14 protein-coding genes are annotated in these 16,093 nt (G+C 38.6%); 7 read left to right on the forward strand and 7 right to left on the reverse strand.

Annotated features, from left to right (window positions below; genetic code table 11):
- Positions 1–189: 189 nt before the first annotated feature.
- Both BUA60_RS22845 and BUA60_RS08080 read right to left on the reverse strand, forming a co-directional pair.
- A complete protein-coding gene (locus BUA60_RS22845; protein WP_143153148.1) occupies positions 190–420 on the reverse strand; it encodes a hypothetical protein in 231 nt (76 codons plus the stop codon).
- A 479-nt stretch (positions 421–899) separates the two neighbouring features.
- Entirely contained in the window at positions 900–1,280 is a 381-nt protein-coding gene (locus BUA60_RS08080) for a hypothetical protein (protein WP_072861244.1), read from the reverse strand.
- A gap of 761 nt (positions 1,281–2,041) precedes the next feature.
- On the opposite strand from BUA60_RS08080, the gene BUA60_RS08090 reads away from it, so the two are divergent.
- Both BUA60_RS08090 and BUA60_RS08095 read left to right on the forward strand, forming a co-directional pair.
- The gene (locus BUA60_RS08090; RefSeq protein WP_084532538.1) at positions 2,042–3,325 is read left to right on the forward strand and encodes an agmatine deiminase family protein; all 1,284 of its coding nucleotides are present in this window, start codon (positions 2,042–2,044) and stop codon (positions 3,323–3,325) included.
- A gap of 366 nt (positions 3,326–3,691) precedes the next feature.
- Positions 3,692–5,764, forward strand: a complete 2,073-nt coding sequence (locus BUA60_RS08095) for a S9 family peptidase (RefSeq protein WP_072861246.1) — start codon at positions 3,692–3,694, stop codon at positions 5,762–5,764.
- A gap of 159 nt (positions 5,765–5,923) precedes the next feature.
- On the opposite strand, the gene BUA60_RS08100 is transcribed toward BUA60_RS08095, so the two are convergent.
- Entirely contained in the window at positions 5,924–7,228 is a 1,305-nt protein-coding gene (locus tag BUA60_RS08100) for a hypothetical protein (RefSeq protein ID WP_143153149.1), read from the reverse strand.
- A gap of 302 nt (positions 7,229–7,530) precedes the next feature.
- On the opposite strand from BUA60_RS08100, the gene BUA60_RS08105 reads away from it, so the two are divergent.
- Entirely contained in the window at positions 7,531–7,770 is a 240-nt protein-coding gene (locus tag BUA60_RS08105; RefSeq protein WP_072861248.1) for a hypothetical protein, read from the forward strand.
- Between the two features lie 140 nt (positions 7,771–7,910).
- On the opposite strand, the gene BUA60_RS08110 is transcribed toward BUA60_RS08105, so the two are convergent.
- Entirely contained in the window at positions 7,911–9,221 is a 1,311-nt protein-coding gene (locus tag BUA60_RS08110; protein ID WP_072861249.1) for a serine hydrolase domain-containing protein, read from the reverse strand.
- Positions 9,222–9,475: 254 nt separating this feature from the next.
- Here BUA60_RS08110 and BUA60_RS08115 point away from each other — a divergent pair, with 254 nt between their 5' ends.
- Both BUA60_RS08115 and BUA60_RS08120 read left to right on the forward strand, forming a co-directional pair.
- On the forward strand, positions 9,476–9,946 hold the full coding sequence (locus tag BUA60_RS08115; RefSeq protein ID WP_072861250.1) for an OsmC family protein: 471 nt from the start codon (positions 9,476–9,478) through the stop codon (positions 9,944–9,946).
- A gap of 45 nt (positions 9,947–9,991) precedes the next feature.
- On the forward strand, positions 9,992–10,819 hold the full coding sequence (locus tag BUA60_RS08120) for a sialate O-acetylesterase (protein WP_218587912.1): 828 nt from the start codon (positions 9,992–9,994) through the stop codon (positions 10,817–10,819).
- A gap of 362 nt (positions 10,820–11,181) precedes the next feature.
- Here the strand turns inward: BUA60_RS08120 and BUA60_RS08125 are convergent, their stop codons facing one another.
- From BUA60_RS08125 to BUA60_RS08135, 3 genes are all read right to left on the reverse strand, one after another.
- A complete protein-coding gene (locus tag BUA60_RS08125) occupies positions 11,182–12,270 on the reverse strand; it encodes a Gfo/Idh/MocA family protein (RefSeq protein ID WP_072861617.1) in 1,089 nt (362 codons plus the stop codon).
- Positions 12,271–12,485: 215 nt separating this feature from the next.
- A complete protein-coding gene (locus tag BUA60_RS08130; RefSeq protein ID WP_143153150.1) occupies positions 12,486–13,025 on the reverse strand; it encodes a hypothetical protein in 540 nt (179 codons plus the stop codon).
- Between the two features lie 94 nt (positions 13,026–13,119).
- Entirely contained in the window at positions 13,120–13,464 is a 345-nt protein-coding gene (locus BUA60_RS08135) for a hypothetical protein (RefSeq protein WP_317043186.1), read from the reverse strand.
- A 316-nt stretch (positions 13,465–13,780) separates the two neighbouring features.
- Here BUA60_RS08135 and BUA60_RS08140 point away from each other — a divergent pair, with 316 nt between their 5' ends.
- A complete protein-coding gene (locus BUA60_RS08140; RefSeq protein WP_245802512.1) occupies positions 13,781–14,896 on the forward strand; it encodes a DUF2891 domain-containing protein in 1,116 nt (371 codons plus the stop codon).
- 1 nt (position 14,897) lies between these two features.
- Positions 14,898–16,091: an Nramp family divalent metal transporter gene (locus tag BUA60_RS08145; protein WP_072861253.1), complete on the forward strand. Its 1,194-nt coding sequence runs from the start codon at positions 14,898–14,900 to the stop codon at positions 16,089–16,091.
- The last annotated feature ends 2 nt before the right edge of the window (positions 16,092–16,093 follow it).

The following is a 16,093-nucleotide window of genomic DNA, read 5'->3' on the forward strand; positions in this document are numbered from 1 at the left end:
ATTTTACCAAAACATCTTTTCCTTCTCCAAAAACTAACTTAGTTGATGCACGTCTAAAGGGTTTGCTATAAGTCAATTCATTTATTATACCTGCCGTTTGGACCGATTTGTACCTAAATCTATAGTATCTAAAGAAATAAAGTAAAAATGCCAAAGCAAGTATGATTTCAATTATGGAAACATAATAAATCATTTTGTAATTTCTTTTATTAATGATTTATATTCAAAATATTCATTAATCCATTCGTTTTCAAAGTCAGTAACGGATTTAAATGTTTTTTCTTTTTTAAGATTTTTACTTTCAATTATTTTCAACTCTTTTCCGTTTAATAGCTCTTTGATAGTGTAGGTAAAATGGCCTAGACCTGTTTCCCAGGTATGTTGATAATCCGTATAATAACCAATATTCCATATCTCCATAAAAAGGTCATTTTGGATAAAAATAAAAGGCGGTTTATCGTCATACCCATTTTTTGGCATAAAAGGAAATTCAAGTTCCGCAATGGGTCTAGGTTTGATTAAGGACTCGAACCCTCTTCTTTCCCAAAATTTAATTACTGTTACTAGGTCCATTTAAATTACAGCTAACAAAAGGATATAGTTATTGATGATATTCCTCTTATAAAAACTAAGGTAATAAATTATGGCAATGCAAAAAGATTATTTGTATCAACTTGATTAACACACGTATATACGATAAACATGTGACGATAGCGCAGACCCAATAGAAATCACTTTAGGGCTAACCTTTATGGTATAGCCATCAAATTAAAACAAGTAACGAATAGACTTAGATGTACTTCTTGGGTCGTAGAATATTTAATTCAGGTGAAGCTGATTAAAACTAAATTAGTACGAGCGTGACGCCCGCACTAGCGGGGAGAGGTTTGTAAGTAGTTTTATTCTTTCCTAAAATATACATTATTACAAGTCAATATCTTTGCTTTATTGTGTTCTTTAACATTAAGCATAAATATTTGTCTATTGGTTTTGCTCCAGTCAAACGTCAAGCTGATGTCCGAATTAAATGATATACTGTTATTTTTAGAACCTAACTTTTGCTCTTCACTTATCTTCCAATTTCCATTGACAGTTTTATGTCCTGTTGAATCAAGTATTTCAATTTGAGCAGTCATGTCTTCCTTTAAGTCTATTTTTTTAATTATTACTTTGTCCTTTTTTAAATTTTTTTCAGATTTATTTCCAATCCATTCACCCAATAATTCTGGTTTTTCAAATGTAGTTTCGTTAAATTCTGTATCCTTTTTCTTTTCAAACATACAAGATGTTATAATGACTAGAATGGTACTGGCAGTGAACAGAATTAGTTTTTTCATGGATGCTTTTTAAATGATTTCCGACGTTAAGGCTATGATTTCGGTCTGGGAAATCCTAAAGGATTTTTCAGGATTGGAATCGAGCCAGTTTAAAAGTAATGAATTTTCTCTTTTGCAAATGGGAGGACTGAATTATAGCTAGTGTTAGCTATAGTTTTTTATTCCACCAACATCTTCATCCTTTTGAAGCCTAACTATTTAAAAACTAGATAAGCTACACAGAATGAAAGCCCGATGAAAACAATCATTCCGACCAACACATTTGACATATGCTGTGAAATCATTTGATAATTATCGGTTGTTCTGTCCGCCGCCAAATATTTCATTGATTTTGGTTTCCCAATAATTTTATAAAAAATAAATCGAGAATTTTTACCAAGTAAATCGACTATAAGTCTTCTAATAAATAATTCAACTATCAGGTCCATTCGTAAACATATGTCATTACAAGGTTTGAAATTATAGCCAACAAAAGGATATCGTTATTGATGAAATCCCTCTTATAAAAACTAAGGTAATAAATTATGGCCATGCAAAAAGATTATTTGTATCAACTTGATAAACACACCTATATTCGATAAACTTGTGACGCTCTGGGCAGGCTCAGCCAAAAAGAAACGACCATATTAATATTAGCTCATTAATGTCTAACAGATATGGTTATTCACTATATTTAATATCTAACTGTCCTTAAACAAGTTTGTATGAAGTCAATCTTATATAGCTTTGTATTTGCGATACTAATACTTTCTTGTTCCTCTCCCAAGAAATCCGACCCAATAATTGCTGTAAATCAACCGGCCGAGTTTGAATCCCAAGAAGCAATATGGTTAATTTGGCCATCAACGGACCATAAGGAAGGGGAGTCCGTTGAACAAGTAACACTTGCCATTATTGAAGCCTTAGTTGGGAATATAGATATGGTAATAACTTGTAAGGACAAAGAACTTTTAACCCAAGCCGAGGAATCCCTAAAAAAGTATTTTGGAGAAATTCCAAAACTTAAACTTCTGCAACTCCCCTCCGTGGAGATCTGGGCACGGGACATGGGACCCATATTTGTTGAAACCAATCAAAACACATGGGCCATTGCCGACTTCAACTTTAATTCTTGGGGATATTCCGATACTTTGGACATAGATACAAAAACCGAGGAATTGTATGATGAAAGGGTTGCCAAACATTTTCAGCTACCCGTAATTTCCAGTACAATGATCAGTGAAGGGGGAAATAGGGAGGTGAATGGCAAAGGTACCCTAATTACTACGGAAGCAGTAGAAATGGACAGAAATCCAGAAATGACCAAAGCGGATATGGAGAAGGAATACAAAAGGCTCTTGGGGGTTAAAAAGATAATCTGGTTAAAACAGGGTTTAGTGGAAGACGATCATACTTTCCGTGGCCCCATAACCACCGTAGACGGTGACAAAGCCTACACGGTAGTGACTACCAATGGTCATGTTGACGAATTTGCCCGCTTTGTAAATGATTCCACGATCCTTTTCGCTAAGGTGGACAGTGTAGATCTCGAAGATCCAATTGCCTTTGAAAACCACAAACGCATGGAGGAAAATTACCGAATATTGTCCAAAGCAACAGACCAGGACGGCAAGCCATTTACTATTGTCAGAATGCCCCTACCCGGAACAATTTTTTCAAGTATGAATCCAGGGGATTATGTTTACGAGTACATTAAAACACTGGACTATACCAACGGTAGTACCTTTCCAAACGGAGAGCCCATAAAAGTCATGGCGGCACTCAGCTACCTTAATTTCATTATAACCAACAAGGTGGTCATTGGACAGCGTTGTTGGAAAGAAGGCATGTCTAACGACTTGAAACTAAAGGATGAACAAGCTGCTCAGATTTTGCAATCCGTTTTTCCCGACCGAAAAATAGTCATGATCGATGCCCTTGCCGTTAATTTAGGTGGTGGGGGCATACATTGCATCAGTATGCACCAGCCCTTATTTTCTTCCAATTAGAGGTGTAACTACAGGCAACTTCCCAGTAAATATTACACTTTTGTTTCTTTGCCTCCTCTGTTGGCTTATATGGCACATCTGCCCACTATTAGGCCAGCTCGTGACATTAAAAGTATTCTAGATATATTCCAAAAAATAGCTCAAAACGTTTTGCTATAGAGTCAGCTTAAGACCTCTATATTGCCATGGTGTCCAAAAACACTACGGCCAAGAAAGGCATAACCAAGCTAACAGTCACAAATGACTAGTCAACAGTGGTTGAAAAAAATAAAATTTATCAACTAAATCAACAAAATAATCGATCTAAATCGCTGTAAATCAGCAATTAATTACTTACCTTTTACTTCAATTTAAACCATTGACTATATGAAAACAACTACCTCTTTATTCATTTTAATTTGCTTTTTAATCTTTGGATGTGCCGAGAAAGAAAAAGAAATGACAGAAGTCAAAGTCCCAGATCTGGTAGACCGTGAACTATTTTTTGGGAACCCTGACAAAATACAGGTAAGGATTAGCCCTGACGGTAAATATTTTAGTTATAGAGCCCCGGTCAACAACGTCATGAATATATGGGTGGCCCCTATAGAAAATCCGGAGAGCGCCCAGCCAATTACCAACGATACCTTGCGCGGGATACAGGCCTATCAATGGAGCTACAAATCAGGAAATATATTGTACGCGCAAGATAAGGGTGGTGATGAAAACTGGCATGTTCACTTAGTGGACGTGGAAAGCAAAACGGATACTGACCTTACCCCACAGGAGGAGATTATAGGAGCTGATGGGAAACCGATTACAGACCCCAATACAGGGCAGATCGTGCGGCCAAGAGCGGATATTCTAAGCGTATCCAGGGAGAATCCAGAGGAAATACTAATCCAGATAAATAATTCGGACCCTTCCAATATGGATGTCTATAAAGTAGATTTGAATACCCACAAAATGAAGCTAGTATTGAAAGATGAATCTTTTTTACAGATTTTGCCCGATAACCTATACAATATCCGTCTGGCCACAAGGACTAATCCAGCTGGGGGCCAAATTGTTTACAAATACAATAATGGCAAGTGGGAGGAATATTTTAGGGTTCCACAAGAAGATATGCTTACGTTTGGTTTCTTTGGATTCGACAAAAACAACCAGAACGCTTATATGATAGACAGCAGGGACAGGGACAAAGCGGCCCTGTACACCTTAAATCTGGAAACCGATGAAAAGAAAGTAATAGCGGAAAATGAAAAATCTGATATTGCCGATATTTTGGTGCATCCTACCACCTATGAAGTTGAGGCCTATGCCACCAATTATCTACGCAAGGAATGGGTACCATTGACCAAAGAAGCAAAGGGAAACCTGGATTATCTTAGTACATTTAAAGAGGGCGAATTAACTGTACATTTTAGATCTACGGATAATAACACTTGGATATTATCCTATGATTCGCCACAGGAATATTTAAAATATTATAAGTATGACCTACAGGCGAAAAAAGCCGAATTCCTAGTTGCATCCAAACCTGAATTTGATGATGTGCCATTGGCGAATATGTACCCCGTTGAGATAGAGAGCAGGGATGGCTATAAATTGGTTTCCTACCTCACCATACCCCGAGAATTGGATGTTAATGGTAGAACCTCCAAACCAGCACCAACCGTGTTGTTGGTCCATGGCGGACCTTGGGGTAGAGATAATTTTGGATTCAACGGTTTACACCAATGGTTGGCCAATAGGGGGTATGTAGTACTGAGCACTAATTTTAGGGGATCTATCGGCTTTGGGAAGAAATTTATCAATATTGCTGCCAAGGAATGGGCCGGTAAGATGCATGATGACCTAATAGATGCCGTGGACTGGATGGTGGAAGAAAAAATTGCCGACAAGGAAAATGTAGCCATTATGGGAGGAAGTTATGGTGGTTATGCCACCTTGGTAGGCCTTACCTATACACCAGATGTTTTTGCTTGCGGTGTGGACATTGTTGGCCCATCCAATCTTACAACCCTTCTCAACACAATTCCACCATATTGGAAATCGTTCCGTGATGTCTTTGTTCAGCACATTGGAGATCCGGATACCGAAGAAGGCCTCGCTTTACTTGAAGAACGCTCACCGTTAAACCGGGTAGACAGCATCATAAAACCATTGCTGATAGGGCAGGGGGCGAATGATCCACGTGTTAAACAAGCAGAGGCCGATCAGATTGTCAAGGCTATGAACGAGAAACAAATTCCTGTAACCTACGTACTTTACCCTGATGAGGGACATGGCTTTGCACGACCAGAAAATAATCTTTCGTTCTTTGCGGTTTCTGAGGCATTCCTTGCCCAACACATTGGTGGTAGATACCAGGATATTGGCGACGATTTTGAGGGTAGTAGTATTCAAATAATTGATTCGGGCAACTTGAACAGTTTAAAGACTCCAGAAGGAAAATAATAGACTACAAAACATTAACTAAAATGTAAATCTTAGTCCCAAGGTCCATAGGTATTATATTGCCGTATCCGGTAATAAAGGCGTCGCAGCTTATGAGACAAAAGTACGAGCGTGACGCCTGCCTGAGGGCGAGGCAGGCTCCCGCCAGCCAAGGATATGCTATTTTGGCAAATATCCCTTAAACCTGATCAATTTATCATCATTTTGCAGATAAGTAATAGGTTTTGGATCTAACCAATCCACTATTTTATCCTTAATGGCGTAGGCAAAAAAGTGATTACCTGAGGGGTTATAATGACCAATGAAATACCGGTCCATATATTCATCCAAAGAAAGATTAAATTTTTTAAAATCGTCATGATGAACTTCATTCATATCAAAATAAGCATATCCATTATTGTTGATAAAATCTATCATCTCCTGATCATAGCGCTTTTCCCCATTGACCATTGCCCTAAAAACATTTGTTGGGTCAAAATGCACCAACAGAAACTGCTTCCCGTTAGCTTTACAAAATTCATCGGTTTTTTTTAAAATGTATTTTGTGGCTTCAAAGGAATATTTATTTTTTAAAGCGTTGGAAGTACTCTTCATACTTTCTGTACTGGAAAAATCAACCTCCGGTAATTCCAAGATATTTGCAAGTTTAGTTAGTCCTTCCACATCAACGTCAGAATTTACCATATCATAACTCATCAGATATAGTTGCAACATTAAATCATCTTTCAGATTGTTATACATGAATTCGGGATCCGTCATCTTGTACATATCCTCCTTAGTATTAATCCTGCTTTCTTTTTCCACCAATTTTCCAGCATGGGTATCCATTTCAATATTGGACCAAAAATTACCGTGGAACATATACCCGCCATAATCATTCCAACGGGTATAATAAGAAGCGTAGCGACATCTAAAAACACTTCTAACATAATCGTCTCCCCACATATATAGAATTACGTATTTGGAGTTTTTATCCTCTTTTTCCCTTCTCACCAGCCTTCTATAGGCCTGGTAAACTCCAAAACCACCCATTCCAAAATTCTGAATTGGTTCCCCAAGATGACCAGCAAGATATTCCTGCCAAGTTTCGGAATCGCTCACCTGATGACAATGGGTAAAGCTATTGCCATAGGTATTTATCCTACAGGGCTTATCGACATATACGCTATTCGTTCTTTTACCGTCTTTCATTACAGTGGATAGGGTATAGCTATTATCAATTCCGTCATGCGGCATATAGTTTCCCAAAATATACCCTACCTCCGGATCAAACTGGGCCCAACTATCCTGATTCAAGAAAATATCCAATTCCTCCTTGGGAACTGCACTTTTTTCTAGGTATTCTACATAGGATTTCTTTTCGCCCGGTTGGGTGCCGCCTAAAAGAAAATTTGGCAACATGGACAATCCTCCGGCAGTCATTGCCGTAAATACATTAGATTTAATAAATTTTCTTCTGTCCATAGTCATTAATTTGAAATTACTTACAAAATCCAATTATCACAGATAACCTTAATAATACCTTAATCTTCATTTAAATTAATGAATATAATTTGATTCTTGGGAAAAACAGCCTAATTAGCATCTCTTATCCGGGCCGAGCGTGACGCTCGCGCCAGCAAGCGGTCAAACTATATGTAGTCAGGCAGGCTTGTAGCAGCAAGGGTTTTCAGGGGTTATTAACCGATAATATGATTTTTCAGTAATATTATTTAATTAAAAATCATTATATTAATTACACTTAATAATAATTAAAATCTATTGTTATGGAAAAATTAATTTTGATTCCCTTCCCAGTTACAAAAGAAAATGTTGATGAAGTATTAAATGCACTTTTGGTAATTGACATTATAACTAAAACAGATTCTGACAGAAACTTAAATCAAGAATTAGTTGAATGGTTGAGGTTCATTAAAAAATTCCCGAACTCGAATTTTGACCCATCTAAAACGTTTAATGATTATATCTTAAAAACGAATGACAGAATTAAAACCTTTAATAATTAGTTGTTTGGGGTTTTGGTCTAGATACACGCTAGCCCGAGCGTAAACAAGAGAAGGGCCAGCAAGGAGAGTTGCCACTTATATCAGGGACGTACAACGTATAGCTTTCAACTTTGAACTTGGAACTTAGAACTTAGAACTGTTTATTCCAAATGCAACTGTACCAGATCATTACCGGTCTTCAATTGATGATAAGGGGTGATTTCTCCAAAAATTTCCTTCACTATGGCATACAGATCAGGAATTACGGTTTTGGCAATTCTACTGTTGTTGCTCAATAGGACGCAGATACCTAGATCGGCTTCTGGATAAATGGCAATTTCATTTCTGTAGTTATTGACACTTCCGCCATGATGCCAAATGGTTTTTTCTTGGTCTGAATCCTTCTCCATAAATTTATGAATTCTCCAACCATAGCCGTAGTAAGAGGTTTTATGTCCTGGCCAATGTTGGTAATACTTACTTTCCCCCTTAATTTCTATAAATGGGGAAAAAGTCTCAGCAAGAGCAGATTTGCTCATCAATTCCGGGTTATTCCCAAGTAAAAACCGCATCCATTTGGCCATATCAACAGAGCTGGCACTAATGCCCCCCGCTGCAATGGCGTTGTAATAATTGTTTGAAAGTGGCAATGTTCTCCAGCCGTTTCTTCTTTTGGAGTGTGGCATGGCCACATTTTCCATATGCGCCAAGGTTTCGTAATCCATGGTGGTAGAACACATACCCAACGGATTAAAAAAAGTATTGGTCAACACCTCACTAATATCTTGTCCGGTTGCTTTTTGTATCATTTCCCCACAAAGTGCAAACATGGCATTCTGATAACTGTACATGGATCCCGGTTCACTGATAGGGGTTATTTCTTTAAAGCGTTCGGCGATAGCATGCAATGGCAGTCCGGCCTCCACAAGATTGGTATAACTATGATAAGGAGTACCAGCAGTATGCGATAAAATATTGGCCAAGGTTATTTTGTTGGTATTGTTTATATCACCAAATCTAAATTCCGGTATAAAATCACTTACCCTATCTTCCCAATGTAATTTACCTTCATCCTTTAGTTCGGCAGCCAATACTCCCGCAAACCCTTTGGAAAGGGACCCTAATCTAAATATAGTACCTCCATCTACACGCTCGTCTCGATTGATGTTTCTTTTGCCGAATCCATCCGAAATCACAATAGAATCACCCTTTACTATACTCACTCCCGCGCCTACAATATCCCCAGCCGAGATAGCTTTATCAAAATAGTCTTTGAGGGCCGCTTTCAATTCATCTTGGTGCCTTTTATAAAGTAGTTCTTCCTTGGCGGCCAATACATCTTTTAAATGATCGGTACTCGTAAGGGCAACCTTGGACCCGTTATCCGGGGCCGACATAAAGGCGTTTAAAACAAGGGTTATTAGCGTTAGGACTAAAAGCGAAATTCCGATCCAGATTTTGCTTCTCTTCATGGGGGTGCAATTTTATTTATAATAAGACGGCTTAAATATAGGATGATATACTTAAATAACGGACGAAATGCACAAATTCTTATATATATTCCTTTTTTTTAACACTAATTTCTAACTTGTTAATACCCATTATTTGGTGATAAGCCAATCCTTCAATAAGGCTAAGCAAATTACCAATTTAAATATACCATAGCCAACCACCTAAATAATTCTATATATTGTAGTGACTGATATTATTTCAAAACCTATTCAATATGAAAAACCACCTATACCATACCACAGTACAATGGACGGGAAATGAAGGAAAAGGCACTTTGGATCCGAAATCCTATAATAGAAACCATGAAATCTACTGTCCAGATAAATATAGTACAATAAAGGGATCGTCAGATGCCGCTTTCTCGGGGGACGGCAAAAGATATAATCCAGAAGACTTATTGGTTTCCTCCATCTCGGCCTGTCATATGCTTTGGTATCTTCATTTATGTGCAATAAACAAAATAGTGGTCACGGAATATACCGATAAGGCTGTTGGCCTAATGGTGGAAACATCCAATGGCAGTGGAAGATTTAAGGAAGTTACACTTAACCCTTTTATCAAGATAACGGAGGCCCATTTGATCCAGAAGGCGATTCAATTGCATTCGGAGGCCCATGCAATGTGCTTTATAGCCAATTCCTGCAATTTCAAAATCAATCATAAACCCACAATTACGGTTGAATAATAATTTCAACTTATATTTGGGAGGCCATGTAAAGACAACATCCACATGATCAATAAAATATTTTCCCTTACCATTGTGCTTATTTTCATGCTATCTGTAAGTTATGGGCAGGACAAAAACGAAAGGACCCAATTTTTCCCAAAAGAAGAACTGTCGGTAAATAATATTCCCGATAAGGAAAATATATGGGTTTTTATCCTTGCCGGACAATCCAATATGGCCGGTAGAGGGTTAGTGGAACCTCAGGATACCGTTCCCAACAATAGGGTATATGCCCTGAACGGGAAAGGAAATATCATCATTGCCAAAGAGCCCCTACATTTTTATGAACCATCAATGGCAGGCTTGGATAGTGGTCTTTCTTTCGGTAAATCCCTCATTAAACATATCCCGGACAGTATATCGGTACTGTTGGTGCCCACAGCGGTAGGGGGAAGCTCAATTTCGCAATGGTTAAACGATTCCATCCATAGGGAGGTAAAACTATTTTCCAATTTCAAAAGAATGGCAGAATTGGGTATGCAATACGGCACGGTAAAAGGGATTCTATGGCATCAGGGCGAAAGTGATGCCAAAACCAAGGAGGCTCCATTGTACCAAAGTAAATTATCGGAATTGATCTATCAGTTCAGAAAGGTAGTCGGGAACCAAGAGATGACCGTTGTAATAGGACAACTAGGCAGTTATTCCACCAATCCCTTATGGTCCAAGATCAATGACCATATAAAATACTATGTATCCACCGATCCGAATTCAGGGATGATCAATACCCAGGACCTAAAGGACAAAGGCGATAAGGTGCACTTCGATTCCAAAGCGCAGCGAGCTCTAGGCGAAAGGTATGCCAATGAATTTATTAAATTACAGCATTAGCCATAATTTGGCGTATAACAAACCATTTGACCCTTGTTTGCCAACTTTATTATTTCCTACTCCAAAAACCTATATCAGGAGGTCAGCACATAAATGGCCCAAGCGACGCAAAAAGCACAATAGAGATAAAATAAAAATTCGTTTAATGTAGTATTTTCCTTCATAGGATTGGGTTTATATATAAAACCCCAAAATGAAGGGAAAAGGATTTTGCCTCCCATGTATGGAACATAATTTCGACAACATGACCCCAATTCGGATGAAGGGTCAAAATCATCTATGAAAGTAAAATCCTACAAAACCACAAAACCTAGAAAGGCAACTGTTTACCGATGATTTCTTGATCTTAAATTGCATTAATACTACAATTTTACCACACAATTCTGTGCAGCCGATTTGTAGATGGCCTCAACCACACGAATATCTCGTAGTCCTTCTTCCCCAGGAACAATTAAGTCGGTTTTCTCCATAATGGCCAACGCATCTTCATCCATTTGTTTGGCCTGTTGATTGGCGATGGAAAATTTAATGATCGTTCCGTCGGACATACTTCCGTTATTGCCATTATAGGAACTGTGTGGAGCCATTTTTAACCAGCCTTTTTCGTAGTTTACCTGAAGATGGTTCATATTTATACCAAAACTGGTCTGGCAGGATGCCCGGACACCACTGGGAAATTCCAATTGAAACATCATGGTTTCCTCAACTTCGTGATAAATTTCAGGTCGGGTCGTAGAGGCCTGCGCCAATACCGAAATGGGTTCTTCACCCGTGGCCAAACGGGCACCTTGTAGTGCGTACACCCCCATATCGCCCATTGCTCCACCTCCTAATTTTTTATTTTGCTTCCAATGATTGGTCCTACCGTCAAAATATCCTGCGGCAGAAGTCACCATCCGCACCTTGCCGAAAGGCTTTTCCTTGCCCACTTTCATATAGGCCTGAATATTGGGGTCGTGCTGACAGCGGTACCCGATAGCCAGTTTTACCTTATTGTCCTTACAGGCCTTGATCATTGCCTCACAATCGGCTACAGAAGGTGCCATTGGCTTTTCGCACCAAACATGCTTACCGGCATTGGCCGCCCTTATGGTATATTCGGCATGCATGGAAGGTGGTAAGACCACATAAACCACATCGATATCCGGATTATTGGCTATGGTATCAAAATTTTTGTAATTGTATACGTTCTTATCCGGAATACCATATTTTTCCTTCCAAACCGGAATTTTTTCGGGACTCCCGGTTACTATGCCCCTTAATTCACAGTTGTTCGTCAATTGTAGGGCGGGGGCAAGAAGATCGGTACTATAATAACCCAATCCAACTAGGGCAACCCCTAATTTTTTCTTTTGTGACCTGGTCTTGGATAGTAATATTTGAGGTGTAAATGCACTTGCTGCAGCAATCAACCCTGCCTTTTGAATAAATATTCGCCTTTGTTTTTCCATGGTTTCAAATTGAAGGTAGAAAATACTACAAAAATTTGATAATTCCATAAAAATATGGCAAACCATGGGAGTAGAATTGACGCTACTGTATTACCTTGTTTGCATAATTTAAAATTAGGGATAGTTCAATTCTATAGCTATTAGGGCATATAATGCCACATCCCATAAATTTGAAAATAACTATAAAACGGATTGATACGAAGATAACAATATCGTTATTCCTTTTTCTGAAGGTTTTGGACCAATAGGTCCTTTAAAACGTAGGCGGCAACAAGAACAAATCCGGTAATCAGGGTAGGGGTAGCATATTCCCATTCCAATATTTTTGTCAAGCTGCCAATAATTATGGCAAGTATACCAATAATCATCATGGTGTTCCACATAAAATAGGCAATATCACTTCTGTCGTCTTCCTTGTCATCAATAAGATATGTTGTGCCTTCCATAATGATCCAAATAATGAAGGCCAGGCCGCCAATGACCTGAAAAAATTCATTGTGGGATATATCCAGAATCTTGAAAATTCCATTTAGGGACCAAGAGGTAACCAAAACTAATTTGTTGTATTGCAGAAATCCTTTTTTTGTTTTGTTCCAAAATCGCCATGCGTACAATATACCAATTGCAATGAGGGAAACCAATATAAGGGGATCGGCAATGGTCTTTAAATGTAAGATTTTACAAAGAAAGCCTAAAACAAGTAGGGAAATGGCAATTCTTAAAGGTGTTCTCAAAATCTTCTTTTCTGTTTCCATAAAATTGTTTTTAAGATTCATTGCATTTCAGCTTGGTATAACTGAATTGCCTTTTGCCCTTTTTAGAAAAGACATTTCCCCATGGTACCACTAGCTAAAGGACCTTGATATTGGCTTTTAACCCTTCCATTATTCCTAATATATTATCTACTGTTTCCTTTAAATAATATTTAATCAGTACGTGGGGGATACGAATGGTGGTAAATCCATTTCTAAAAGAGTGCATGGCTTCTTCCAAATCGTTTATAGCCTGTTCATGGGTTAGGGAATGGTATTCCGTGTCTATTTCTATATTAAGCTTTACCCTAGATATAGCAATATCCACTGATTTTTTTCCATCCCACCATTCCAGCATTGGATTTACACCGGCATTTTTTAAACCATAATATAATTGTATGGCTTCCTTGGGGGTTCTTTTAAGTTTGATAAGCTTTTCCATGCGGCCTCTATGCTTCGCACAAAGCTCTATGCCTAATAGATCCATCGCACTTTTGTGGTCAAGATAATCAAGCTCTTTGTTACAATCTAAACATGTCATTCAAGTAGGTTAAAAATTTAATTTGGGACTATTATAACCGTAATATTTTTGGATTATTATGTGGGGGTTATCCAAAAAGGCCATCTTTTAGACGAACTGCAACTTTTTAGATGAACTGCCTACTTTTTAAACCACATGGCCTTTAAAAAATAAATATTCTTCCGCATTTTGGAATATCCCTATATATTTACATATTCGCTATACCAAACCATAAATAATGGAATGTAGAACAATGTTTAAGACAATAGTATCCTCCTTTATATGTATTGTAATTCTGTTGGGCTGCAGGGACCAACAAAACACAGAGCCCAAAGATGCTACGGCCTTGGCACTGCCGGAACTGACTTTTAACGAAGCCAACCGATTGGTTCGCCTGCCATTGGAGTGCCTTCAAACGGAATATCCCAACAAATTAAATCAGTCACTTCAGGATTCAACCCATTTGGGCAGTCCTAAACAATTGCACCCGGCATTTTATGGTTGTTATGACTGGCATTCCTCCGTTCACGGTCACTGGTCCTTGGTTTCCCTAATAAAACAGTTTCCTAGTTTAAATCAGGCTTCCACAATTCGCAATAAATTGGTGGAAAATATTTCCAGGGAAAATATATTGGCCGAAGTAGACTATTTTAATATGATTGGCAATAATTCATTTGAACGTACATATGGATGGGCCTGGATCTTGAAATTGACCGAAGAGCTTCATACATGGCAGGATCCTTTGGCACGTGACCTAGAGGTTAACTTACAGCCGTTGACAAATTATATTGTGGCAGCCTATATAGAATTTTTACCAAAATTAAATTATCCCATTAGGGTGGGGGAACACACCAACACCGCCTTTGGACTTTCCATGGCTTGGGATTATGCGGTTGTCCTCGAGGACGAAGCTTTAAAAAACGCCATTACTACAAGTGTTGCCCGATTTTATGAAAACGATGCAGATTGTCCCATGAACTGGGAACCTAGCGGATTCGATTTTTTATCGCCATGCCTGGAAGAGGCCAATCTGGTCAGAAAAATTTATAGCCCGGAAAAGTTTAAAAAATGGTTGGATAAATTCTTGCCCCAATTGGCAGATCCTCAATTTCAGCTAGAGCCCGGAATAGTGTCCGATAGAACAGATGGCAAATTGGTGCATTTGGATGGCCTCAATTTTAGCAGGGCCTGGTGTTTGTACGGTATTGCGGAGACACTTCCCCAATACGCACATTTAAAACAAATTGCCACCGCGCATATTAATTACTCCTTGCCCAGTATTGTTGATGATAATTACAGTGGTACCCATTGGTTGGGAAGTTTTGCATTATACGCTTTAAATACAGCACAATAGCATGAAATTGAAAATGGGGCCAGGGGTTTTGGTCGCGGCAGCCTTTATTGGTCCTGGCACCGTTACCGTTTGCTCCATGGCCGGCGTACAATATGGATATTTACTTCTCTGGGCCCTATTGTTATCCGTAGTGGCCACCGTGGTATTACAGGAAATGGCTGCGAGATTAGGAATTGTAACCCAAAAAGGGTTGGCCAACGCAATAAAGGAAGAGATAGGTGTGCGTTGGATAAAAATGTTGGTATTGGGTTTGATCCTATCGGCAATAGTTATAGGCAATGCCGCTTATGAAGGCGGTAATATAGGTGGTGCCTCCTTAGGCCTCGAGGCCATATTTGGACAAGAATATCAAAGTTTTTATCCTTGGATTGTAGGGATTTTTGCATTTCTACTTTTGTTTCTTGGTAATTATCGGGTTTTAGAAAAGGTACTGGTTTCCTTAGTAGTAATCATGAGCATATCCTTTCTATTGACGGTCATAATTACAAGACCAGATATTTCAGCTATAATTCAAGGTCTTTTTATTCCCAAAACGCCGGATGGAAGTATTTTGAACATTATTGCCCTGGTAGGCACCACGGTAGTACCTTATAATTTATTCTTACATACCTCATTGGTAAGTGAAAAATGGAAATCCAAAGAGAATTTAAAGGAAGCACGTAGGGATACCGTCGTATCCATTGTTTTGGGTGGCATGGTATCCATGGCAATAGTGGTTACCGCAGCTGCCATTCCTTCTAGCGAAATAACCAATGTTATGGATATGGCCAAAGGCTTGGAACCACTTTATGGGGAAAGTGCCAAATATTTTATGGGGATCGGGCTTTTTGCGGCCGGGGTAACCTCTGCCATTACCGCGCCTCTAGCGGCTGCCTATGTGGCCAATAGTTGTTTTGGATGGAATGCGACCATGGATAACCTACGGTTTAAATTAGTTTGGATGATCATTTTATTGGTAGGTGTCCTTTTTATGTCCGTAGGAATAAAACCTTTGGAGATCATCAAATTTGCCCAGGTAACCAACGGAATGCTATTGCCAATTATAGCTATATTTCTACTATGGATCGTTAACCGAAAAACAGTAATGCAGGAATATCAAAATACCCAATTTCAAAATGTAATGGGGATTATCATCATAATATTATCGGCAATACTGGGGGCAAAAAGTATATTAACAGTTTTTGGGCTATTTTAAGG

The sequence above is a fragment of the Arenibacter palladensis genome (assembly GCF_900129275.1).
Lineage (GTDB): Bacteria > Bacteroidota > Bacteroidia > Flavobacteriales > Flavobacteriaceae > Arenibacter > Arenibacter palladensis.

Excerpts from the sequence above, each read along its gene's own strand:
- BUA60_RS22845 (WP_143153148.1), bottom strand. The coding sequence starts at position 420 with ATGGAGATATGGAATATTGGTTATTATACGGATTATCAACATACCTGG.
- BUA60_RS08130 (WP_143153150.1), bottom strand. The coding sequence starts at position 13,025 with ATGGAAACAGAAAAGAAGATTTTGAGAACACCTTTAAGAATTGCCATT.
- BUA60_RS08120 (WP_218587912.1), top strand. The coding sequence starts at position 9,992 with ATGATCAATAAAATATTTTCCCTTACCATTGTGCTTATTTTCATGCTA.
- BUA60_RS08095 (WP_072861246.1), top strand. The coding sequence starts at position 3,692 with ATGAAAACAACTACCTCTTTATTCATTTTAATTTGCTTTTTAATCTTT.
- BUA60_RS08125 (WP_072861617.1), bottom strand. The coding sequence starts at position 12,270 with ATGGAAAAACAAAGGCGAATATTTATTCAAAAGGCAGGGTTGATTGCT.
- BUA60_RS08145 (WP_072861253.1), top strand. The coding sequence starts at position 14,898 with ATGAAATTGAAAATGGGGCCAGGGGTTTTGGTCGCGGCAGCCTTTATT.
- BUA60_RS08135 (WP_317043186.1), bottom strand. The coding sequence starts at position 13,464 with ATGGAAAAGCTTATCAAACTTAAAAGAACCCCCAAGGAAGCCATACAA.
- BUA60_RS08080 (WP_072861244.1), bottom strand. The coding sequence starts at position 1,280 with ATGTTTGAAAAGAAAAAGGATACAGAATTTAACGAAACTACATTTGAA.
- BUA60_RS08115 (WP_072861250.1), top strand. The coding sequence starts at position 9,476 with ATGAAAAACCACCTATACCATACCACAGTACAATGGACGGGAAATGAA.
- BUA60_RS08090 (WP_084532538.1), top strand. The coding sequence starts at position 2,042 with ATGAAGTCAATCTTATATAGCTTTGTATTTGCGATACTAATACTTTCT.
- BUA60_RS08110 (WP_072861249.1), bottom strand. The coding sequence starts at position 9,221 with ATGAAGAGAAGCAAAATCTGGATCGGAATTTCGCTTTTAGTCCTAACG.
- BUA60_RS08100 (WP_143153149.1), bottom strand. The coding sequence starts at position 7,228 with ATGGACAGAAGAAAATTTATTAAATCTAATGTATTTACGGCAATGACT.
- BUA60_RS08105 (WP_072861248.1), top strand. The coding sequence starts at position 7,531 with ATGGAAAAATTAATTTTGATTCCCTTCCCAGTTACAAAAGAAAATGTT.
- BUA60_RS08140 (WP_245802512.1), top strand. The coding sequence starts at position 13,781 with ATGGAATGTAGAACAATGTTTAAGACAATAGTATCCTCCTTTATATGT.